At 46.3% G+C, this 21,769-nt stretch carries 21 protein-coding genes; 14 read left to right on the forward strand and 7 right to left on the reverse strand.

From position 1 onward, the window contains the following. The 4 genes from GRP75_RS05110 to GRP75_RS05125 all read left to right on the forward strand — a co-directional run. Window positions 1-745: AraC family transcriptional regulator (locus GRP75_RS05110; protein ID WP_160788757.1), on the forward strand; the 745-nt coding region annotated here is incomplete at its 5' end. A 218-nt stretch (window positions 746-963) separates the two neighbouring features. Continuing rightward, window positions 964-2,244 carry an ABC transporter substrate-binding protein gene (locus GRP75_RS05115; RefSeq protein ID WP_023986929.1) on the forward strand — a complete coding sequence of 427 codons (1,281 nt, stop codon included), beginning with the start codon at window positions 964-966 and terminating at the stop codon, window positions 2,242-2,244. A gap of 38 nt (window positions 2,245-2,282) precedes the next feature. Further along, window positions 2,283-3,167: a carbohydrate ABC transporter permease gene (locus GRP75_RS05120; RefSeq protein WP_023986930.1), complete on the forward strand. Its 885-nt coding sequence runs from the start codon at window positions 2,283-2,285 to the stop codon at window positions 3,165-3,167. Beyond that, a complete protein-coding gene (locus GRP75_RS05125) occupies window positions 3,164-3,991 on the forward strand; it encodes a carbohydrate ABC transporter permease (protein ID WP_013308681.1) in 828 nt (275 codons plus the stop codon). The genes GRP75_RS05120 and GRP75_RS05125 overlap by 4 nt, the downstream gene beginning before the upstream one ends. Window positions 3,992-4,226: 235 nt before the next feature. Here the strand turns inward: GRP75_RS05125 and GRP75_RS05130 are convergent, their stop codons facing one another. Further along, the gene (locus tag GRP75_RS05130; RefSeq protein ID WP_160788758.1) at window positions 4,227-4,625 is read right to left on the reverse strand and encodes a hypothetical protein; all 399 of its coding nucleotides are present in this window, start codon (window positions 4,623-4,625) and stop codon (window positions 4,227-4,229) included. Window positions 4,626-4,798: 173 nt separating this feature from the next. Here GRP75_RS05130 and GRP75_RS05135 point away from each other — a divergent pair, with 173 nt between their 5' ends. Beyond that, complete coding sequence (locus GRP75_RS05135) at window positions 4,799-5,845, forward strand: hypothetical protein (protein WP_028541041.1); 1,047 nt, start codon at window positions 4,799-4,801, stop codon at window positions 5,843-5,845. Window positions 5,846-6,106: 261 nt separating this feature from the next. On the opposite strand, the gene GRP75_RS05140 is transcribed toward GRP75_RS05135, so the two are convergent. Beyond that, window positions 6,107-9,406, reverse strand: a complete 3,300-nt coding sequence (locus GRP75_RS05140) for a DUF5695 domain-containing protein (protein WP_160788759.1) — start codon at window positions 9,404-9,406, stop codon at window positions 6,107-6,109. 151 nt (window positions 9,407-9,557) lie between these two features. On the opposite strand from GRP75_RS05140, the gene GRP75_RS05145 reads away from it, so the two are divergent. Continuing rightward, entirely contained in the window at window positions 9,558-10,196 is a 639-nt protein-coding gene (locus GRP75_RS05145; RefSeq protein WP_023986936.1) for a pentapeptide repeat-containing protein, read from the forward strand. 9 nt (window positions 10,197-10,205) lie between these two features. Here GRP75_RS05145 and pdxR read toward each other — a convergent pair whose 3' ends face one another. Then, window positions 10,206-11,720, reverse strand: coding sequence for a MocR-like pyridoxine biosynthesis transcription factor PdxR (gene pdxR / locus GRP75_RS05150; RefSeq protein WP_160788760.1), 1,515 nt, complete (start codon window positions 11,718-11,720; stop codon window positions 10,206-10,208). A gap of 115 nt (window positions 11,721-11,835) precedes the next feature. On the opposite strand from pdxR, the gene GRP75_RS05155 reads away from it, so the two are divergent. The 7 genes from GRP75_RS05155 to GRP75_RS05180 all read left to right on the forward strand — a co-directional run bounded on the left by GRP75_RS05155 (window position 11,836) and on the right by GRP75_RS05180 (window position 17,468). After that, entirely contained in the window at window positions 11,836-12,447 is a 612-nt protein-coding gene (locus tag GRP75_RS05155) for a pyridoxamine 5'-phosphate oxidase family protein (protein ID WP_023986938.1), read from the forward strand. A 254-nt stretch (window positions 12,448-12,701) separates the two neighbouring features. Further along, window positions 12,702-13,286, forward strand: a complete 585-nt coding sequence (locus tag GRP75_RS05160; protein WP_023986940.1) for a TetR/AcrR family transcriptional regulator — start codon at window positions 12,702-12,704, stop codon at window positions 13,284-13,286. 113 nt (window positions 13,287-13,399) lie between these two features. Beyond that, a complete protein-coding gene (locus GRP75_RS29510) occupies window positions 13,400-13,501 on the forward strand; it encodes a hypothetical protein (RefSeq protein WP_023986941.1) in 102 nt (33 codons plus the stop codon). 342 nt (window positions 13,502-13,843) lie between these two features. Beyond that, on the forward strand, window positions 13,844-14,299 hold the full coding sequence (locus GRP75_RS05165; protein WP_023986943.1) for a MerR family transcriptional regulator: 456 nt from the start codon (window positions 13,844-13,846) through the stop codon (window positions 14,297-14,299). A gap of 40 nt (window positions 14,300-14,339) precedes the next feature. Continuing rightward, window positions 14,340-15,551, forward strand: coding sequence for an MFS transporter (locus GRP75_RS05170; protein ID WP_023986944.1), 1,212 nt, complete (start codon window positions 14,340-14,342; stop codon window positions 15,549-15,551). 27 nt (window positions 15,552-15,578) lie between these two features. Next, window positions 15,579-16,007: a universal stress protein gene (locus GRP75_RS05175; protein WP_023986945.1), complete on the forward strand. Its 429-nt coding sequence runs from the start codon at window positions 15,579-15,581 to the stop codon at window positions 16,005-16,007. A 42-nt stretch (window positions 16,008-16,049) separates the two neighbouring features. Then, window positions 16,050-17,468: an aldehyde dehydrogenase family protein gene (locus GRP75_RS05180; protein WP_160788761.1), complete on the forward strand. Its 1,419-nt coding sequence runs from the start codon at window positions 16,050-16,052 to the stop codon at window positions 17,466-17,468. A 112-nt stretch (window positions 17,469-17,580) separates the two neighbouring features. Here the strand turns inward: GRP75_RS05180 and GRP75_RS05185 are convergent, their stop codons facing one another. From GRP75_RS05185 to GRP75_RS05200, 3 genes are all read right to left on the reverse strand, one after another. Continuing rightward, window positions 17,581-18,375 (reverse strand): SDR family oxidoreductase, encoded by a 795-nt coding sequence (locus GRP75_RS05185; protein ID WP_023986947.1) that lies wholly within the window; start codon window positions 18,373-18,375, stop codon window positions 17,581-17,583. A gap of 162 nt (window positions 18,376-18,537) precedes the next feature. Beyond that, entirely contained in the window at window positions 18,538-18,888 is a 351-nt protein-coding gene (locus GRP75_RS05195) for a nuclear transport factor 2 family protein (RefSeq protein WP_023986948.1), read from the reverse strand. A gap of 88 nt (window positions 18,889-18,976) precedes the next feature. Continuing rightward, complete coding sequence (locus tag GRP75_RS05200) at window positions 18,977-19,888, reverse strand: helix-turn-helix transcriptional regulator (RefSeq protein WP_023986949.1); 912 nt, start codon at window positions 19,886-19,888, stop codon at window positions 18,977-18,979. Between the two features lie 423 nt (window positions 19,889-20,311). Here GRP75_RS05200 and GRP75_RS05205 point away from each other — a divergent pair, with 423 nt between their 5' ends. Further along, entirely contained in the window at window positions 20,312-20,878 is a 567-nt protein-coding gene (locus tag GRP75_RS05205; protein WP_023986950.1) for an NAD(P)H-dependent oxidoreductase, read from the forward strand. Window positions 20,879-21,056: 178 nt separating this feature from the next. Here GRP75_RS05205 and GRP75_RS05210 read toward each other — a convergent pair whose 3' ends face one another. Next, window positions 21,057-21,584, reverse strand: coding sequence for a hypothetical protein (locus tag GRP75_RS05210; RefSeq protein WP_071559321.1), 528 nt, complete (start codon window positions 21,582-21,584; stop codon window positions 21,057-21,059). Window positions 21,585-21,769: the final 185 nt, after the last annotated feature.

Genomic DNA, 21,769 nt, shown 5'->3' on the forward strand with positions numbered 1-21,769 from the left:
TCCTGTCGAACTGAATGCAGTGCTACTCAAATGCAAAAACGATCTGGAGGTCAAGGTGGCCGAACAGCAGCAAGAAGCAACAGAGCTGGATTATGAGTTTTTTCACAAGCTGACCCGGTATAAGCAACTGCTGCGTCTTTATTTTAATGAGCTGAACTGTGACGGGGTGAACTTAACCTGCAGGCAGGTTATGCAGGAGCTGGAGAGTTATGGAGCACCAAGTCCACATATGCTAGGCAGGCTGGTGCAGGAGCTTCTTTCCCTGCTGAAAGAGCTAGCAGCGGATAACGGGCTGGATAATTCTACGACAAAGGCAGGATTTCCACTGCCGCAGGATGCCGTGTCCTCTGTAGAACATGCGCTGGAATTCGTATCGTCGTGCTATGTTCAGGAACTGGATCAGCTCATTCGGCAGCGAAAATACAAAAACAAACTGAATTTAGAAGAGGTACGGCGATATATCGACAGTCACTTTGCTGGGCCGATTACACTGGAGCAGTTGGCGAAAAACTTTTTTGTGAGCAAAGAGTATATGAGCAAGGTATTTAAGCAGGAGTATGGTCAAAATGTAACGGACTACATCGTAGAGCGAAGAATGGAAAAGGCGCGGGAATGGCTGGCCAATAAACAGATTTCAATTAAAGCAGTTGCGGAGATGGCAGGATATGAGGATGTGTCTTATTTCTATCGGGTATTTAAAAAGCATTTTGGCATGGCACCCGGTGAAATGAGGAAGGAAGTTTAAAAAAGTCCAATTCAATAAGCTAAGGGTGTCCAATGGCAGAAGTGACCTCCCATCCTATAATGAAAGCGTATACAAAACAAGCAGTACAAAGGAATTTGGCCTTACGAAGTTCGCACAGAGCTGAATAGAGGTTGAAGACCGGCGGCATAGCTGCTTTGAATAACAGCTGATTTGCCGATGGGTAACAGTTATTTTCAAAATAGGGGAGGTCATTTTTCATGAAAGTGTGGAAAGGTGTATTGAGCACGATGCTGGTTGGCACGTTATTGGCCGGGTGTGGAGCGAATTCTTCAGGCAGTGACAGCAGCGGTTCCGGTGGAGACGGCAAAACGGTGAATCTCAAAATGTTTATTGCTCAGCCCCGTTTGAAGGAGCACTACGATAAATACATTAATGCGTTCGTAGCGAAAGAGAAGAAAGATAAAAATATCGACGTTACGGTCCAACTGGAGATGCCGCCTGCTGACAACGCCGCACAAATTTTGAAGACAAGACTCGCATCCAACGATGCGCCGGACGTATTTGCATTGCACGCGGTGAATGAAATTCCTCCGTTTTATAAAGCGGGCTATTTGGAGGATTTGTCCGGTCAGCCTTTTGTTAACAAATTGATGGATAGTGTGAAGCCTTCGGTGACAACCAAAGACGGAAAGGTCGTAGCGGTTCCTTTGGAGACGATCTCATGGGGCTACTTGTACAATAAAAAGATATTTAAGGATTTGGATTTGCAGCCGCCGGGAACGTTGACCGAAATGAAGGCTGTGGTCGAGAAGCTGAAAGCGAATAATGTGAAACCGTTCCTGTTGTCCTACAAGGAATCCTGGATTCCACAGCTGTTTGTGCCACTTACGGCAGGTGCAATGATGAACACACAGAATAAGGATTTTATCGACCGGATGAATCAGGATAAAGGCTCTTTTTCCGAAATGAAGAGCATGTTCGATATTATTGATCTGGTGAATAGCAACGGTACTGATAAGGCGCTAGAAATCGGCGGGGATGATGGATCGGCTGCGTTTGCCTCGGGTAAAGCGGCGATGTGGATTCAAGGGCCGTGGTTTGCGGAAACGATTTTAAAATCGGATCCGAAGATGGATTTTGGGGTAGCACCGCTGCCGATCAATGACGATTCCAATGCGACATTGATTAATTTGTCCACTTCGACTTCGCTGGCTGTATCCTCTACAAGCAAGAATAAGGAGGTTGCGCTCGATTTTGTTAACTATGTGCTGGATGACAAGGATTCTAGCGCGTTCTATGAAGCATTGAAATTTAACCCGATCTCCAAAGTGCATACGTTTAAAAGCTATCCTTGGGTTAATGACGCTACCGAATACGTGAAAGCAGGCAAGTCGTACCAAGATCCATCTATCCCGCAAGCGGTCAAGGACGAGGCAGGCAAATCGCTACAATCCTATTATGCTGGTCAGCTCTCGCAGGATGACGTAATTAAGGCGCTGGATAAGGCATGGAAATCGTATAACAAAGTGAACAAGTAACGGTAACCTACAGAATTACACCGGGAGGGAGAGACTCCATGCCTTTTAAAATCTATAAAAAATACGTCATGTTACTGGCGTTTACAGCCCCGGCGCTGATCTTTTATGCTATCTTCCTGCTCATTCCAACGATCAGCGGCATGTACTACAGCTTTACAGACTGGAACGGATTGAATCCTAATTACAGCTTTATCGGCTTGGGGAACTTTGTGGAATCGTTGAAGGAAGACCCCGATTTTCTCAATTCCCTTTGGTTTACCCTTAAATACGTATTGGTCATGATTGTGCTGCAAAATGTACTGGCACTGGCACTGGCAGTGTTGATTGAGTCGCGTACACGTACCAAAGGATTTTTTCGGACGATATTTTTTATGCCCAATATGATCAGTACCATTATTAGCGCATTTATGTGGACCTTCGTTTTTTCTTCCGTGCTGCCACAGATCGCCGAAAAGACGGCTATCGCCTTTTTGGGCCAATCGTGGCTGGGCGATCCGAAAGTATCTTTCTTCTCAATTATTATCGTGTCGCTCTGGAATGGTGTCGGTTATATGATGATCATCTATCTGGCTGCGCTTCAAGGTGTACCACAAAGCTTGAAGGAGGCTGCTATTATTGACGGGGCGAACGCATTTCAGACATTGCGAAGCGTAACGATGCCAATGATTACTCATGCGATTACGATCTGTTTCTTCCTGACGCTGAATGGTGCCTTCAAAGTGTATGAGGTCGTATACGGACTGACTGGCGGGGGGCCGGGGCGCAGTACACAGGTGATTACGATGAACATTTATGAGGAGGCGTTCTCCAACAACTTCCGTTATGGTTATGCGAGCGCCAAATCCGTTATTTTGTTCGCAATCGTTCTCATTTTCACCCTGATTCAGCTGCGTGTCATGAAGAAGAGGGAGGTGGAGGCATGAGGCTGAAGAAAGCCAATTCCTTGTTGATTACGCTGATTCTGTGCGTGGGCGCAGTCGTGTCCTTCTTCCCAATCTACATGGCGGTAATTAACTCGTTTAAAACACAGGGTGAGATGTTTGCATCCTTTACGGCGCTGCCGACAAAGCTTCACTTTGAAAATTACAGTCAGGCTTTTCATCAGACTCATTTGCTGAACAGCGCTCTTAATTCCACGATTATTTCTTTTATCGGCATTGGTGGCATTGTGATCTGTTCGGCACTGGCAGGCTACAAGCTGTCTCGTACACAGGGGAAACTGAGCAGTGCGATTTTCTTCCTGTTTGTCGCATCGATGCTGGTGCCGTTTCACTCTATTATGATACCGCTTACGCGAATGGCAAAAGATTTGTCCGTTCAGGGCAGTACGTACGGCTTGGCCCTGATCTATATCGGCTTGGGTGTGAATATGGCGATCTTTTTGTATCATGGATTCGTCAAATCCATCCCACGTGAGCTAGAAGAATCCGCGCAAATGGACGGCTGTAATGAGTTCCAAACGTTCTTTCGCATTATATTTCCTTTGCTGCTGCCGATCACAGTTACCATCGCGATTTTGGATTTTCTGTGGATTTGGAACGACTTTTTGCTTCCATTGTTAATGCTGACGGATGTGAACCATTACACCCTGATTCTCTCGACCAATATGCTGTTTGGAGAGTACAACAAGGATTGGTCGCTTATTCTGGCCGCACTTGTGCTGACCTCCATCCCGGTTATCCTGATCTACGCCTTCTTTCAGAAATTCATCATGGAGGGCATTGCGGAGGGAGCGGTTAAGGGATAACTGGAGGCGGCGGGCAGTCAGATGGTATTTCCCATCGCCTTCACAACATAAAGATCAAAGCCTTCCTATAAACAAGGAAGGCTTTTGTTTTGGAACAACTGTACACCCAACTTTCACTTCGAGAAAATGCTGATAATAAGCATTTTGCATAAATCCCAAGAGCGTTTTCAAATCAGTAATATATAGATCGAAACGCTTTAGTTCGTCTATATATTGTACTTACGAGCGTTGGAAATCAATTATGCAAAATACTGATAATAAAAAATAAAAGCGAAATGATGATCAAAAATAGATATATACTAGAAATCCGTTTTCCAATTGTAGCTCCAAACTCCTTAGGATTTTTATATCCAATGATTAAACTGGGAATAAAAAAAATACTGGATAGAAAAATGGTGTAGTGAAACCTAGTATTATCAACACTGTTAGACCAGGCGGGCAATCCTAAAAAGGAAAGCAACTGGTCTCCCAATATGTAATTGCCAAATTCGAAAGAAACAGCCATACCAAGAAGAGATAAAAGCAGTGAAAGCGATCCCCAGCCTATTTTTTTTCTGTTATTTCTCAACAATTCAAAGATAATCAGTAAAATTACAATTGCTTGTATGCTATATGTCAACATGATTGAAAACATAAAGTACCTCCTTGAACACCAGAATCAAATGATAAGATGTCAATTTCGGAAATGAGTATACCATTTTTTGGAATGTTTTCATATGCCTTTCAATACAGCGATCGTATGATCAAATGGAACGCGAAGCGGCCTTAGCCATACAATATTTCATCTGAATGTAAAAGGAGATGATTATGTTGGCTACCTTCTCGGCCGCGCTTCAAGTGAAAAAGCGGATGGCCAAGCGAGTTTTAAAAATGTCCGGTGTCCACGGCATTGGCGTAGGGTACAGGGACCCTGCTCATCCCAAAAGAGGAGCCGCTGTCATTGTGTACACGGACCGTTTAGCGTCGGCCTCTACTGGACTCCTGTCGGCCACCGCATTAGGAAAGAAAACGAACGTTCCAGTCCGAATTGTAAAGACTGGAAAGATCAGAGCCAATGCCACGGACTACAAAGTGCGCATACGCCCGGTCATCGCCGGCTACAGTGTCGGGACGATTGAAGGCTCCGGTTCAACCGGACTCATCGTTGCCCCAACTGGAGCGCCGGCGACACGTTATCTTTTTAGCAATAACCATGTCCTCAATCCCTCCAATACAGACAATCGAGAGGCTACAATTCAGCCAGGCGGAGCCGATGGGGGGACGGTTGCCCAGGATCGTATAGGACGGCTTTATCGTTACGTACGCTTGAATCCCACCGGAACGAACCTGATTGATGCGGCGCTTTCGCTTCCGACCCGTAACAACTTGCTCAATCCGCGTTATGCTACAGTAGGAGCAATTCCGGGTCATGTGACCGCATATCGCATAGGGGAAAGATTGAAGAAGGTAGGGCGTACGACCGGGCGGGTCAATGGCACGGTAGAGTCCGTCTATACGGACCTGCAAATCAATTATGGTGGAGAGTTGGGCTTACTGACCTTCGAAGATCAGACGGTTATTAGAGGTACGACTCCCGTATCACTACCTGGGGATTCCGGCTCTGTATGGCTCAGACAGTCAGATAATTATGCAGCTGCGGTCAACTATGCAGGTACGGCAGATGGTCGCTTATCCATAGCCTTTCCGGTGCAGTGGGCCATGCAGGTATTCAACACACGGGTAGCCCGCCCCAACGGGGCAGGCAGGGTGCTCAGGGTAGATACAGGATCTTCCCCTCGCTCTTATACTAGGCAGCTCACCAGTGAGGAACTGGTTCGCCTAAGACCAAGGACGACACGCATTAGACGGAGCTAAACGCCCTCCAGATGGAAAAGTTGCCGCTGATCGTCCCGGTAAGGCGGTCGCTTTAAATGCTTTCCATAGGGTGGCTCGCTCGGAAGCATCATCTCCCCGGATTTCTCCCCTGATTACAGACTTAACTTAAGAAATCCGGGGGTAGAGCTAATATAAGCAAGAATCATTCACGATACCAATCATTTACGACGCAAATGATTCACAGTACAAATCATTCACAATCTAAAACGTTAACGGCATGAATGAATGCGTAAATGTATTCTAATCTGCTCCTTCGGCATATGAACGGGCTCCCTCATCATGGGCTGTAATGGTGCTGCTTGCCGAGGCCAAGCCCCGGATTTCCTGAGCGGTCAGGGCTCTGTTGTAAATGATCAGTTCATCCACTGCACCGTTCAGATAGGGATCATCAAACTGGGATTTCCCAATATAGTTCCGGTCTGTCAGTCCAAGGCTGGAAGGCTTCAGCGTCATGTTGGTGTTACGCGTCGCCTCTACACCGTCCACATACATCATTCCAGTATTGCCTGACAAAGTCACGGCGACATGCTTCCAAACCCCAGTTGCCAGCTCTGGCGCATTCAACTGTTGTTCCTCTCCGTTCCCCGAGACGGTGATAGCAAAGCGCATGCCAGTTCCCTCGGCCTTGGGTGTCAAAAACATATACCGATCCGTGCCTGCTCCAAAATCAAACAGGCGTGCCCAGCCGTTATGCGTGTTCACCCGTACCCACGCGGCAATCGTAAAGTCATTTATGCTGCTAACGATACCACCGGGCAGGCTAGCATAGGCGTCTGTACCGTTAAAGTACAGGGCATTACCTTTTCGTCCGGCGCCCCACGCGCCTCCACTTACACTGGCCTGCTGTCCATAACCTGACGAATCGGCTGCGGTAGATCCGGCCGTTTCGTCAAATTCATAACGGGCTACAATGTCTCCGGCGGGAGACGGGTTGTCTGTACTCGACTGGATACGGATATCATAGTTGGCTGCCGTACCAATATTCAGTCTGACCGTGGTCGCAGAGCTGTTAGCAGCCGTGACTGACCCGGTTTTTGTGCCGTCTACGAGCACGTCATACGTACCTGCCGCGAGTCCGGTCAAGCTCATAACGGTGGTATGAGTCGTGCCTGGGGTCATATTTTTCAGTGTCAGACGGATGTTGTTCTTGGACTTGGACACGATGGCCAAGCTATATTGATCCCGATTCAGCTCCAAACTCAGCTTTTGGGTGATCAGATGCAGACGTTGGAATACACCGTCCTTTGGAGTAATCGCGTAGCTGTTACTGCTTTCTGTAACGTCACAGCCATAGCCGAACAAGCCGAATATTGGATCTACAGCAACATCCGAGCTTAGGATTTTGATGGCTCCAAACAGTCCCAGATCGGCTTCCCCGGACATGCCGCGCCATCCGTTAAAGAGAGGGCCACCGTCCAGACCGAGTGCGCCGTAATTGCCCTTGCCCGCCTGATATGTCCACGATACCGCCCCGATGTTGGCAGGATCAGAGCTGATCTGTCCCGAGTTAATCGCTCCGATGTTCGCCAGCTTGGCGGCATAGGATAGACGCTGATCCACTTCGGGCTTGGACGAATGCCGACATGTCCAGTCATCCATCACATAGCCGGCCAGTGAGGTGGTGTACTGGAAGTTCCACCAATTCTCTCCGGTGATGGTGACCGGATCGGTGTAATAGTACCAGACAGGCATATGACCGCGTGCAGCACGCGTTTTGGCGTTGATTTTGCTCATCATCGTCGTGTTGTTGTTCATTTTGGCGAGTGTATATACGGCTTCTTCGCCTGTATTGTCATAGTTATACTCAGAGCCATAAGGATAGGTGGTGTTTTTGAAATTGTTGTACTTGGTAGCCATTTTGCCAATCAGGTCGTTAGCCTCGGTGGTCAAGCCTTCTTCCTGAAGCGCTTTAATCATATCAGGTGTAGTTAGCTCACCCATGAGTCCCGTGTTCCAGTTATAAGCAACAGGGCCTTCATACAACGCTTTAAAAATACGATAAGCACGTAGCAAATATGTGTTTTTGCTATTGCGATAGCTGATCAGGTTGGGATACAGCTTGGCAATTTTATACATGCTAAAAAACGTATTATAAATGTGCGGATAGGCATAGCCACGGTACGTTGGTGTCGTGTTAGGCTGCGGCATGAGGAAATCAGGGACCAGATAATCGGTATGATGGCCTTCCATCAAATTCGTCCAGATGGCTACTTCCAAATAATCATCGACTGCCTTGATCTCAGATGCCACGGGCTTCTGAACGTTTTTCTCCGCCAGAAACTGGCCGTGAGTTAGTCCCCAATCATCACCCCAGCCCCAGTAACCAGCAAAGCTGTTGCGTCTAGCCTTGTACTGCATCATCCAGTCATCAAAGACCTTGTCCCTCAGGTCGCCCGGCACGTTCCATTGGGTGCTGTTGACCATGAAGGTAGAGTGACGCTGAAGTGCAGCTTCGACTGGCTCGATGGCATAGAACTGGAGAACGGTTTTTTCGCCGTTACCATAGTTTACAGTAATATTGTTATGTCCCAGTCGTCCCAGTGTAAGTTCATATATTTTATGGTTTGTAGGGGCTGTTTCCAGATAGCTGATGGTCGTTTCAGACGGATATTGCGCTGTGACAGAGGTAATGGATTTGCTGGTATGCAGATCGAATTTGGCCTTGAGATTCGTCGGGAAAATCATGCCCGGAACCACGGTCACATCCACATGTCCCTCACTGTACAGCCTGTCCTTTACGGCCTGCTCGTCCGCTACCTTGTAAAATTTAAAGGCATACGTTTTGCTTTCACCAGGAGCCAGCGACAGACTGGTGCTTCCAAGATAGCCACGGTTGGTGCTCTTGATGACATTGGAATGGATATAGAACACATTCAGTCCTTCGGACCAGCCACCTTGCTCCATAGCCCATGTGCTGCCTGGATGCTCCTCAGTTCTCCAATGGTCCTGATATTCGAGACCAGCACCCGTTGAGGCATCAGGGATCAGCAGTACATACGGTCCGATGCCGCTAGGTCGTCCAGCGGTAATAAAGGAGCTGTTATGGCCTACAAAGGAGTGTGAGAGTACTCTGGTTTCATAAATTTGTTCATTATTGCCGCCGGACCAGTACTCGTTAAACGGAAGCGGCAGTCCCCAATCTCCGATCTCCAGTGTTTGATTAGAGGTGTTCGTTACTTTCATTTGCCAATGCAAATAATCGTTAACCAACGAATAAGTTTCATGTAAAATGAAATTACGTATTCCCTGATTGTTTGATGAATTCTGATAGGCTACCTGGACACTGTTTCCAGAAGAGGTGATCTGGCGCGCATCAGCAGAATTACTTGTCCATGCCCGAGTCCACGCTCCGTTGCCGAGACGATAGGTGAACATCAGTTCACCCAGCCACTGATGATCCGACGTATTCTGTTTAGGTGCGTTGGAGCTGTTCATGACATAGTTGGTATTAAAAGTGTCCCCTACCAGCCGTAAGGAAGAGAGATCGCCGTAATCTCCGACAGAGATGGAGAACACTTGATTAGATAGTTGTACTGCCATGCTATCAACCTCCTAACAAAGGTTCGTGAGCGTGCTCACTACGTTAATATATGTGTGAGAAATACTTTTGCTACCCTATGTATGAGAATTGATAGAAAATAGATTCATATAGATGTCCTAGAGGGCTCTCAATCGTGGAGGTAGAGTTATTATGAAAATTAAAATGGAGTTGCCGAAAATTCCTGTGGACTTGCCCGTACTAAACGAAGAAATGTATTCCTTACGGTCCAAAGGCGAATATAGTATGGGGTCTGTAGAAGATATGATTTTGGATAATGTGGAAGCGGTTAAGGTTTCATTAGAGAAGATGACTTTTAAAAATGTAACGATCATGGAATCGTCATTACCGGAAAGTGAATGGACAGACGTCATTTTTGATAAATGCGATCTGTCTAATGTTAATTTTTCCGGTTCCTTTATCCATCGGGTAGAGTTCAAAAACTGCAAATTGCTTGGAACAGACTTTTCCAGAAGCAGGCTCCAAAACGTTCGTTTTTCGGATTGCTTAGCGGATTATTCGATGTTCCGTTTTGCTAATTTTAAGCAAGTTGGTTTTGAGGATTGTTCTTTAATAAGTGCCGATCTGTATCATTTAACACTACAAAAAACCTTTTTTAACCGTTGCAATCTGGATCAAGCGGTACTATCCGGGTCCAAGCTCAAAGGAATTGATCTGAGCGATTGCGAATTTGATGGGTTACAGGTGGATATAGAAGATTTGAATGGCTGCATCATCTCACCGCATCAGGCTTCATCATTTGTAGGGCTGTTGGGGCTAGTGATTAAATAAGGGAACTCCTCATTGATTTTTAATATGGTCCCAAGCCTGGCGCAGACGGTTAAACCCTTCAACAATTTGTTGCTCCGTTAAATGGGCAAAGATAAAGCAGGCTGATGGAGGTCCCGGTGTCAGTTGGTAATCGGCGGCATCACGCCATGTGACTCCGTAAAACTGTGTTGTCTGCATCAAATGATAATACTGGGCAGGCTCATGCTTCCAGATGGCATAGGCATGTAGTCCACAATCGTTCTGATGCCAGTGAAACAGTTCACTTAACTGCTGTATTTCACGTTGGAACACGTCGTAGCGTGATCTGTATATTCGAGTCATCCGTCGCACATGGCGAACGTAGTCGCCGCGCATCATAAAACGTGCCAGTGCGCGCTGTTCCAAGCGGGCAGGCGGCAGGGGATCGTATAGTCGTTTGGCAGCTGTCAGCGCTTGGGCTAATTCAACGGGCAAGATTGCAAACCCGAGTCGAAGGCTGCTGAACATGCTTTTGGAAAAGGAGCCGACATAGATGACACATTCTGTACGATCCAGTGCTTTTAATGGTTCAATGGGCCGTCCTGCCCAACGGAATTCACTGTCATAATCGTCCTCAATGATCCACGCTCCCTTGGATGCTGCCCATTGCAAAATATGTTGACGGCGTGTTAATGGCAACACTGCACCGGTTGGAAACTGTCGTCCAGGTGTAACAAATAGGAGTTTGGAATCCCAATCCTGTGGGACAATTCCATGTTGGTCCATTTCAGCAGCATGTATCTGTCCGCCTGAGGCAGTAACTGCACGGTAGATGCCGGAATAACAGGGATTCTCCAATACAATTCGATCTTGTTCATGAATAAGCAACTGACTTAATAACGTGATCACTTCCATGGAACCACTGCATAATACGACTTGATCCGGCGTGGCCGTAATTCCGCGTGTTCTGCCAACATGATGGCAAATCGCTTCACGCAGCCATTCATCACCGCTCACTGGTGCAGTCGTCGCGTCAGCCGAGGGCTTTTGCAGATCCTTTCCAGCGGCAGTCATTGCGCTTTTCCATGCGATCTGTGAGTTGCCCTCCAATACAACTTCTCCTGCCTGAAAAGAAATCAAAGGCTGTTGCGCACTGTCTCTATTTGTAGCAGAAGCAGGAGACCGCTGTAAGTTTCGTTCCCTTTCGATCTGCATGATTCGTTGTCCCCAAGCTGATAGAGCAGGGGCTTTTTGTTTTACAACAGGTGAATTCTGGTTCTGCTGGTTGATTAAAGATTTGTCGGGCAGCACCGCTGTCTGTTCCATAACAAAGGTTCCTCTGCCTACTGCCGAATCTATATATCCTTCTGCCAACAACATATCATATGCCTCTTTAACGCTCCCTCGCGAAATTCCATACATCACAGCCAGATCACGAGTGGAAGGCAGACGCGTACCACTGGCAAGGGAGCCATTGAGGATTCCCTCACGAAGAGCATGATACAATGCCAAATATTTTAAATGATACTTTTGAAGCGCACGCTGATAAGCCATCGTAATATCCATACTTTTCTCCTTCGATTGGGCCACTCATTTTCGTTCATATTGGATCTTTTTATGAATCCATTTTCAACATAATCTGAAATGTATCATTGGTCAATAGATGGAAGGAGAGTTCCCTGTGAGAAGAAAAGAATTTACGGTGGCAGAACTAGAGGAAATAGAGCAGTTTCTAAGCGAGGTCAGTTTCGGATTTTTAGGCATGAACAGCGAGGATGGTTTTCCGCGTGTGGTTCCCTTGAATTTCGCTTATGGAAATGGCGTTTTTTATATTCATGGCAGCCGTGCTGGAGAAAAGATGGAACGGATGAAAGAAGATAATCGAGTTACTTTTTCAGCCGCCAAAGAATATGCGCTCATTCCGTCTTATTTTACGGATGAACATATGGCATGTCCGGCGACTTCATTTTTTAAAAGTATTACCGTGCGTGGTCATGCGGAGCATGTAGTGGATCTGGAAGAAAAAGCATCGGCCTTTTCCATTTTTATGAGTAAGCTGCAACCGGAAGGCGGGTATGACACGATTGATGCCAGCGATTCTCGGTATGCTTCACGTTTAAAAGGGGTCGCTCTGATCAAAATTGTACCGGAGGAATGGACTGCCAAGTTTAAATTCGGTCAAAATGTTAAAGATCAGGAACGTCAGCAAATTATCGATGGCTTGCAACAACGGGGGTTGGATGATGATCTGACAACGATTGAGATGATGCGCAAATATTGTCCTCATCACTGATATATATCGAAAGTCAGGGTTGTGCAAAATCCTCAAGTATAAATATTTGAATTCGGCTTAATAATTCCTGCTCGCTCACCGTCAGATTGGTTAATTATACCTTGTAGGGAGATGCCCTTGATTTTCCAAAACGTTCAGTCCTTCTGTATTAGGACTTTTGAAGGACAGGTATATATCATCCTCAAGCCCGTTGTTCTTACTGCAAAGGAACTTTATAATACGATAGATTTGTGGCGTAAGGGGGCAAGACCGTGATGAGAGCAGGAGTCAGAAGTCGGGAGAGTCGACGGTTGTTACTGGAAGCGGGGGCTGAAGAGTTTGCTCAGACGGGGTTTTATCAGACAAAGGTAAGTTCGATCGCGGCACGTGCAGGATTGACGCAGCCGGATTTTTATATTCATTTTGAAAGCAAGGAACAGTTATACGAGGAGCTTGTGGAGAGCTTCGGTACTTTGGTGAATGATACGGTACAAAGCATGAAGATAGGCCCAGACCTAAGCGAGGCTGAAATTTTGAGACGGGGACAGGTGTTTCTAGAAGCTATTTTTCGTGTGTTGTCTAATAATCCGGCGATCACTCGTGTCGGTTTTTACCAGGCGACAGACTCGGTGCGTATTAAGGCGGAAATGGCTGAGCATATCAAAAAACATCTGCTGGCGGCGCAACGATGGGGCTCCTGCCGTGAGGAACTGGACCCTGAACTGACAGCAGAATGCGTGATCGGCTTGATTGAACGACTGACGTTAACTAAATTGCTGCCTGGACGTGAAAGTCCGTCTGTGCTTGCCAAGCAGGCACGAAACCTCCTGTATCACGGCATGCTCGGGTCCGAAGAATAACAGGACAGTACAACCCCAACCTAGATTTGGGCGGCAGGCGCGGCATTTGTCCCTATCATGGATGATGGCATAAGCATAAGATGCTCTTGTAAACCATGAAGGGAGGAATCACCATGTCTGGAGTAGGCGCTGGTTATGGAGCTTTTACATCTACAGGAGCGATTCTGGTACTTTTCATTCTGCTCGTTATTATTTCCAAAGCATTTATCATCTAATTCGTAGCTCAAGGATTTAAAATTCGGGAGATTTGCTGGAATCAGTAGGGAGGAGGAATACGAAATGGGTGAAGTAGATAGAGGTTGTGGCGGTTGTAACATGTTCACCTCCACTGGTGTTATTCTGGTTCTCTTCATTTTACTGGTTATCATCACTCGTACTTGTTTCATCTAAAGCTATATTCATGGGCTTGAGCACCGATGCTCGGGTCTATGACCGTACTAGTCAAAATAGGAACCGTCTCCAATTAGAGGCGGTTTTTTTTATATTGAAGTTTACGTTGACGTTAACGTTATAGAGGCGTAGTATTTATATATAATCTTTTTCATAAGGTGGGTGTCATGGTTACGTATAAAATTGATGAGGTCGCCAAACAAAGCGGATTAACCAAGCGAACCATTCGTTATTATGAGGAAATCGGCTTATTGCCCTCTCCGCAGCGCAGTGAAGGAAATATGCGCCTGTATACGCAGGAGGATGTGGACTTACTAAAAAAAATAGTGAGTGCCAAGGAAGTACTTGGATTCTCCTTGCAAGAGCTTCAGCGTTACATGTCCGCAGCGGAAATGCTTAAGGGTCAGCGGGAGGAATATCGCGAGCGAACGGAGCATTTGCAACCGAACGAGCGACGGGCCATGTTGGAGGATATGGAAAGTACATTGAACGAGCAGTTGGAATTAATGGAGGGAAAAATCAACAGCATCCGTATGCTCCAGACTGAGTTGGAGGAGTTACGGGTTAGGGTGCGTGAACGCAAGGTTCTTCTGGATGATGAACTTGATCACGACCCGTCATAACAAGAACATTTACATTCAGATGTGGAGGTAACATCATAATATGAGTTCACAACATGCATTACCTGAAGAGTTAAAAGAACGCTCAGGCTTGCTGTCTCAACCTAAAGCGGTCTGGGCAGTCGCCTTTGCTTGTGTTATTTCATTTATGGGTCTGGGATTGGTCGATCCGATTCTTCCGGCCATTGCTGATCAGCTTCATGCTACGAAAAGCCAAGTGTCATTGCTGTTCACCAGCTATAATCTGGTAACAGGCGTTGCGATGCTGATTACAGGCGTTGTATCTAGTCGATTGGGTGTCAAATGGACACTACTAACCGGGATTTTATTTATTATTGTGTTTGCTGGACTGGGCGGCACAGCCAGTACAGTTGGCGGAATTGTGGGCTACCGGGCAGGCTGGGGTTTGGGGAACGCTTTGTTTATCGCAACAGCGTTGTCTGCGATTGTAGGTCTGTCCACTTCTGGAACAGCTAAAGCAATTATTTTGTATGAAGCGGCATTGGGCCTCGGGATTTCAGTGGGTCCGTTGCTGGGCGGTGAGTTAGGTTCCATTTCCTGGCGCGGTCCGTTTTTCGGTGTAGCCGGACTGATGGTAGTGGGATTTTTGTTCATTACGTTTATGCTGCCTTCCATTCCAAAGCCCAAAAAACGCGGTTCCATTGCCGATCCGTTCAAAGCGCTCAGTTATCCGGCTTTGCTCACGCTCGGTATTGTAGCGTTGTTATATAACTTTGGATTTTTTACGTTGATGGCGTATTCTCCATATGTAATGAATCTGGACGAGCATGGTTTGGGTTATGTGTTTTTTGGCTGGGGAATTATGCTGGCCTTTACCTCGGTGTTTGTAGCACCGAAGATTCAAGCACGCTTGAGCGTGGTATCTTCCATTAGTATCATGCTGACGCTGTTTGCCATTGATTTAGGTGTTATGGCGATCGGGACGGTAGCTGGTTCACCAACGACTGTCATTGTCGCCGTCATTGTGGCTGGTATTTTTCTGGGGATTAACAATACATTGATTACAACTGCTGTTATGCAGGCTGCTCCAGTGGAGCGCTCGACAGCATCTGCGGCCTACAGCTTCATGCGGTTTTTGGGCGGGGCAATTTCGCCGTGGCTTGCAGGGAAGCTGTCAGAGTGGTACTCAGCAGAAACCCCATTTTATTTTGGAGCATTGATGGTACTGATTGGCGTAGCTGTGCTGATCGTACGTCGTCGACATATGCAGGATATTCAGGTGGATGCACACTAAGATCGAACTTCTGAGGAGGAAAAGAGTATGAGCGAATACAAACATATTCTGGTCGCGATTGATGGTTCGGAACATGCTATGAATGCGTTGCAGACAGCCAAAACGTTGTCTAAGCAGCTTCAGGGGAATCCACATCTGACTGTATTACATGTAAACCCAGCTTTATCCATGAATGAGCCCCCGGTTGGGGTTGATGTGGATGAGCGAATCGAAGAGGAAGGTCGTCATATCTTGGAACCAGCATCCGACTATTTGAAGGACGAGGGTATTTCTTACCGTATGCTGGCGGGTCACGGTGATCCGGCGAGTGTCATTTGCGAAAGTGCAAAGCAGGAAAAGACGGATTTGATCATTATGGGAACGCGGGGCAAAGGACTTGTTTCTGAAATGATACTGGGTAGCGTGAGCCATCAGGTGATTCAGCATGCACCTTGTCCGGTGTTGACGGTAAAATAGATGGTAAAAGGAACGTTGATATCAAGAGAAGGAGGAAAAAGCATGCAGCAGCATTTATTTATCGGTGGAGAATGGAAAGCAGCTTCATCGTACACGACGTTGAAATCACCGTATTCCGGGGAAATCATTGCTGAGGTGGCAGAGGCCACAGCAGAGGATGCCAAGGCTGCTATTCAGGCGGCCTCTGATGCACGCTCGGAGATGCGGACCATGCCAGCGCACCAGCGGTCAGCCATTTTGGAGAAGCTGGCTGACCTGCTGGAAGAGCGGCGTGAGGATGCAGCGCGCATCATTGCACGTGAAGCATCCAAACCATGGAAGGCTGCGCTGGCGGAGGTTGACCGGACGGTGCAAACCTACAAGTTCGCAGCTGAAGAAGCCAAACGGATTCACGGGGAAACCATTCCGCTGGATGCCGCACCGGGCGGCGAGGGCCGTATGGCCTACACGCTCAAAGAACCTGTAGGGGTAGTAGGAGCTATCACACCATTTAACTTCCCGATGAATCTGGTTGCTCATAAAGTGGGTCCCGCGCTGGCAGCAGGCAATACGGTCGTATTGAAGCCTGCGGAGCAGACGCCGTTGTCGGCTTACTTGATTGCGGAGCTGCTGGAGCAGGCTGGATTGCCTGCGGGCGCTCTTAACGTGATCAGCGGCGATGGTAAAACCATTGGCGACGTACTTGTCACTGATCCACGCGTCAGCTATATCACTTTTACCGGTAGCCCGGCGGTCGGTACAGAAATTCGCTCCAAGGCTGGCTTGAAGCGGGTCACGCTGGAGCTGGGTTCCAACGCGGCCGTTATTATCGACCGTGATACGGATGTAGACGCGGTCATCGACCGTTGTGTGAGTGGAGCCTTTGCCAATCAGGGGCAGGTATGTATCTCAGTTCAACGTATTTACGTTGTCGATGAACTGTATGATACCTTTGTATCCCGATTTATAGAAGCAACTCAACGTTTAAAAATTGGAGATCCGCTAGAGCCGGACACGGATGTATCCGCGCTTATTTCAGCCAAGGATGTCGAACGTGTCCGTGAATGGCTGGAAGAAGCGGTTCAAGCAGGCGCAAGGATCGCTCTGGGTGGCCAAGCCAAGGGAGGTATTCTGGAGCCGACGGTTTTGCTTAATGTGGACCCGACCTCCAAGGTGTCCTGTCGTGAAGTGTTTGCCCCGCTTGTGCTGATTCATTCTGTTAGCTCTATAGATGAAGCCGTAAACCATGTAAATGATTCGATCTATGGCCTGCAGGCGGGAATTTACACTCGTAATATCACGACCGCGCTGGATGCAGCGGACAAGCTTGAGGTGGGCGGCGTGATGATCAATGACATTCCAAGCTTCCGTGTTGATCATATGCCGTATGGTGGTGTGAAGCAAAGTGGCACGGGACGCGAAGGTGTAAAGTATGCCATGGAAGAAATGCTGGAAACAAAGCTGATCGTTATTAAACGGTAGTAGTTATATAAAAGCCTATCTGATGGACATAGATAATACGTTTTGCGTATGTCTGCTCATTAGATGGGCTTTTTTTTCACCTTTTGCGTGATTGTCAGATGAAAATAAAGTGTTAGACCGTTGGAACTGTTCCACCGTCAATATTATATTCACTTCCTGTAATTGAAGCGGCCCGGTCGGATACCAGAAAAGCAACAAGCTCAGCGACTTCTTCTGGTAGTCCTGGACGACCAATTGGAATTCCTCCCAACGAGTCCATCAGTTGCTTTAATGCACTTTCTCGGTCACCTGTCGTCTCAGCAATCCGATCAATCAAACTTTGTGCTGCCTTCGTTTCGATAAAGCCTGGCGCAACTGTATTAATACGAATGCCTTGAGGTGAAAACTGCTTGGATAACCCTTTGCTGTAAGTAGTTAAAGCTGCTTTGGCCGCAGCATAAGCCAATGTTGCATCATATAGCGGCAAGCGACGTTGAATGGATGAAATATGAATAATAACACCGGAACCCTTTTCCACCATAGCCGGCAGCAGTCCACGGTCTAAACGGACGGCAGCAAACAGATTGGCGTTAAAAGTTTGCTGCCAATGCTCGTCTGTCAAGATAAGAGCTCCCCCAGATGGGGCTGACGAGCCTCCAACATTGTTGACAAGAATATCTACACCGCCTAGGCGCTCAAGAACACTGTTTACTACTTGATCTACACCTTCAGGCGTACTAATATCGGCTGGAATAAACAGGTCTGGATTTTCTAAATTAACTGGAGTCGTTCGAGCCGTAGTTATTACGGTAGCACCTGCAGCCGTAAGTCTCTTAGCAATAGCCTCTCCCATTCCTTTGGTACCGCCTGTGACCAAGGCCCTTTTGCCTTTAAACTCACTTAATATGCTTTCTAATTGAAAACTCATGCGAATAATTCCTCCTAAATTTTACAATGTGGTTGAGGAATACCTCTAGGTATCTCCACTCCGAGAATAGAGTTGGAGTTCAGTTTGATCGGCACTCTGTTCACGTATAAAAACAACATAAGCAGGCATATTCGTTTTCCCTTTCTTATTTTTTAAATTCCTTTATGGAAGTGTAATAATCAGTTCTTTAATTTTATTGTTGTTTACTAGAAATTGATGTTTAAGGAGGAGTGGGTCGGGAAGATTCGATTTATCAAAGTCTCCGTCTACTTTCGCAATTACGACGATGGTATTATTACTGTCATCCATATCCACGATCTCGAAGGTGACATTCGGCTCCAATATTTCTGCTTCACACCATGATTTTATGGCTTCCATACCTTTGATTTCGCGATGATTATCCAAGATCAACGCATCTTTATCGAAAGCGGAAGTAAATACTTCAAGCTGGGATTTGTTCGCTGATGTAAAGTAAGTTTCTACTGCCGGTGGCATGGTTTTATGTGGATTCATTAATCCTTCAACCTCCTATGGTGAGTATGTTGTGAGCGATAACTTCAAACTCATCATAGCAGTAATAATATGACTACATAGTGTCATATTATAGAGGATCATTTAAATTTCTTTTCATCGTTTCTAAATGAGACAATATTCTTGTACGTACTTGTTCGGGGCTAACCTCTATAAGGAGGGGACCAAAGGACAGCAGATAACTGTCCAGCCAATTGCCTACAGGAAATTGTGCCGTGACGGTATAAGAGCCGTCTTCCTTCTGAGTAATTGTTTTCTCGGCAAATTCATCGTATACGCGGTAAGCTCCTTGAGCAGAAATGTGAAGAGTTACTTCAATGGTATGAAGCAAGTCGTTCATCTTTGTATCTGTAGATGCTACGACTGTTCTTGGCTCATAACTAATTTCGGTAACTGCAATCTCTTTCATTCGGCTAATCTTAAATACACGATGACTTTCCGTATTTAAACAGTAACCTTCCACATACCAGGATTTATCTTTAAACAAGAGCTTGGCAGGTTCGACGCTACGATAACTCTGTTCCCCGGCGACGTTATAATAGCGGAACTTTATAACACGGTTTGTGATTATTGCGTTGCGTATAAGAGTGAATAGCTGTCTCTGGCTGTTTTGGCTTCCCCATGGCGAAAAATCTACTTCGATCCAGTTTCCCATGTCTTTTTTAAAAAGCCTACTCAACTTGTTTAGCACTTCTTCTACCTGTGGGATGGTAGCTGTAGCCACACTCTGAAGGGCCATTAAGATATCATCTTGTTCCTGCTCGGACAGTAAAGAGGTGTTAAAGACATAACCCTCCATCAATGATATTCCGCCACCCTTGCCTCTACTGCTGTAGATGGGAATCCCAGCTGCGCTTAAGGCATCTATGTCCCGATAAATCGTTCGTGTGGAAACCTCAAAATGCTCTGCCAATTCATCAGCAGTCACTTTTTTCTTATGGAGTAACATATAAACGATTTCAAAATGTCTGCTTAACGGCATACGCTTCACCTCTCTCAGTAGCATACAACTTATAATATGACATTATAAAGTCATATTAAGTGATTGCTTGACATCACACCATGATGGACATCAATCTGTTTAAAACCAACTGGGGGACTTAATTTACTTTGAACAGCGATAATAACACTGTTTTGGGATCAGACCTTTTTACAATCTTTTATATAAAGTTGAACAAAAAGCACTTGTAAAGTAAAAAGGAATATACTATACTGAGGCCAATCATTAGTAATTGATCAATCACTAACTAAGCAACGGAGGTGATATTCATGAGCAGGATACCGCTAAAGTTTACTCAAACGTATCTTTATCCGAACTATGGATTGAGCATATTCAGTTGATTGAAGGAGTACGTAGTTAAGTGATTGATCAATCACTTATTTTAAAGTAAATGGAGGAGAGAACATGAAGCATCTTATTATTTACGCACATCCATCCGAGGGAAGCTTTAATCATGCAATTTTGACCACAGCAGTCGAGGGGCTAAAGCAAAAAGGACATGATGTGGTTGTTCGTGATCTATATGCAATCAACTTTCAACCTGTGATTAGCAGCAGCGAGGTCATTGAAGGAATCGGAGAAGATGTTGTACGGGAACAGGAATTTTTGCAATGGGCAGAGGTAATCACCTTTATTTATCCTATTTGGTGGACGGGGATGCCAGCCATTATGAAGGGGTATATAGACCGCGTATTCTCTTACGGATTTGCTTATAAATATGTAAATGGAGTGCAGATGGGACTGCTCAAAGGAAAGAAAGCCATTATCCTCAATACGCAAGGAAAATCACATGCGGAATATGCTAGCAATGGCATGGATCAGGCACTTCGCTTGACGTCCGACAAAGGTATATTTGAATACTGTGGGCTTGACGTCATGTATCATCTGTTCTTCGAGTCGGTACCCCAATCCGATGAGGATACACGTAAAGTGTGGCTTCGCCAGATTGCAGACATGGCCAGCAAAGCCTAATGGAAATATGTTTAGGAGCAGAGGATTAAGAATTAGGGGAATCGAAGTAGCCAGTGGCTAATCCAAAAGGCATCGCGTGCATTTGCAGGCGACGCCTTTTTGTTTGGTCCAATATTGAATGTGTTCCAATCGACACTCGCTCATGGCAAACGGCAATTGCTACAATAAGGGTTGGGTATTAGTTTTTCCGATTTTTCCGATTGGCGCTACGAGATCCACCGGAAGGCCACTGTGATCCACCACCTTGACCATGTTGAGGCCACCACTGTGATCCACCACCCTGACCGCCACCTTGACCATGTTGAGGCCACCACTGCGACCCACCGCCCTGACCGCCGCCTTGACCATGTTGAGGCCACCACTGCGACCCACCGCCCTGACCACCGCCTTGACCGTGAGGAGGCCAAGGCGATCCACCGCCTTGATGACCGCCCTGACCACTGCTTTGTCCTGGAATAGAAGGCATACTTGGATAAGGGCCTTGTGCCTGACTGATTTGAGTTACATCAATATATGATTGTGTACCATTAGGATATAGCACTAACATTGATTTGTTAGCGGGATCTACGCTTTTTACAAAAGCAACGATCTGTTGACCATTCACAGTAAATATTCCCCATAAATTAACAAAATTGCTCACTTCAGTAGTGGTCGCGAAATGTGGTTGTAACGGCCCCATCGAACGATGAGAAGAATGTTTAGACAAGGTGTGTATCTCTCCTTTAGATTGAATTTTGTGACATCATATGTGCAAACGTACTTGTTGGAATGGGCAATGTTGCTACAAGATATTTTTTTGGAAAAATTCATTGTCCCAAAAAAGTACAAAAAGGAGCATTTTTGCAACGGTCCCTATTGTTAGCCCGTTAATTAAAAAAGGCAGTCCATCCC

The organism is Paenibacillus sp. OT2-17 (assembly GCF_009827695.1).
Classification (GTDB): Bacteria; Bacillota; Bacilli; order Paenibacillales; family Paenibacillaceae; genus Paenibacillus; species Paenibacillus polymyxa_B.

Bases quoted from the DNA above. Each gene is read 5' to 3' on its own strand.
- GRP75_RS05115 (WP_023986929.1), top strand. From the start codon at position 964: ATGAAAGTGTGGAAAGGTGTATTGAGCACGATGCTGGTTGGCACGTTA.
- GRP75_RS05120 (WP_023986930.1), top strand. From the start codon at position 2,283: ATGCCTTTTAAAATCTATAAAAAATACGTCATGTTACTGGCGTTTACA.
- GRP75_RS05125 (WP_013308681.1), top strand. From the start codon at position 3,164: ATGAGGCTGAAGAAAGCCAATTCCTTGTTGATTACGCTGATTCTGTGC.
- GRP75_RS05130 (WP_160788758.1), bottom strand. From the start codon at position 4,625: ATGTTTTCAATCATGTTGACATATAGCATACAAGCAATTGTAATTTTA.
- GRP75_RS05135 (WP_028541041.1), top strand. From the start codon at position 4,799: ATGTTGGCTACCTTCTCGGCCGCGCTTCAAGTGAAAAAGCGGATGGCC.
- GRP75_RS05140 (WP_160788759.1), bottom strand. From the start codon at position 9,406: ATGGCAGTACAACTATCTAATCAAGTGTTCTCCATCTCTGTCGGAGAT.
- GRP75_RS05145 (WP_023986936.1), top strand. From the start codon at position 9,558: ATGAAAATTAAAATGGAGTTGCCGAAAATTCCTGTGGACTTGCCCGTA.
- pdxR (WP_160788760.1), bottom strand. From the start codon at position 11,720: ATGGATATTACGATGGCTTATCAGCGTGCGCTTCAAAAGTATCATTTA.
- GRP75_RS05160 (WP_023986940.1), top strand. From the start codon at position 12,702: ATGAGAGCAGGAGTCAGAAGTCGGGAGAGTCGACGGTTGTTACTGGAA.
- GRP75_RS29510 (WP_023986941.1), top strand. From the start codon at position 13,400: ATGTCTGGAGTAGGCGCTGGTTATGGAGCTTTTACATCTACAGGAGCG.
- GRP75_RS05165 (WP_023986943.1), top strand. From the start codon at position 13,844: ATGGTTACGTATAAAATTGATGAGGTCGCCAAACAAAGCGGATTAACC.
- GRP75_RS05170 (WP_023986944.1), top strand. From the start codon at position 14,340: ATGAGTTCACAACATGCATTACCTGAAGAGTTAAAAGAACGCTCAGGC.
- GRP75_RS05175 (WP_023986945.1), top strand. From the start codon at position 15,579: ATGAGCGAATACAAACATATTCTGGTCGCGATTGATGGTTCGGAACAT.
- GRP75_RS05180 (WP_160788761.1), top strand. From the start codon at position 16,050: ATGCAGCAGCATTTATTTATCGGTGGAGAATGGAAAGCAGCTTCATCG.
- GRP75_RS05185 (WP_023986947.1), bottom strand. From the start codon at position 18,375: ATGAGTTTTCAATTAGAAAGCATATTAAGTGAGTTTAAAGGCAAAAGG.
- GRP75_RS05195 (WP_023986948.1), bottom strand. From the start codon at position 18,888: ATGAATCCACATAAAACCATGCCACCGGCAGTAGAAACTTACTTTACA.
- GRP75_RS05200 (WP_023986949.1), bottom strand. From the start codon at position 19,888: ATGCCGTTAAGCAGACATTTTGAAATCGTTTATATGTTACTCCATAAG.
- GRP75_RS05205 (WP_023986950.1), top strand. From the start codon at position 20,312: ATGAAGCATCTTATTATTTACGCACATCCATCCGAGGGAAGCTTTAAT.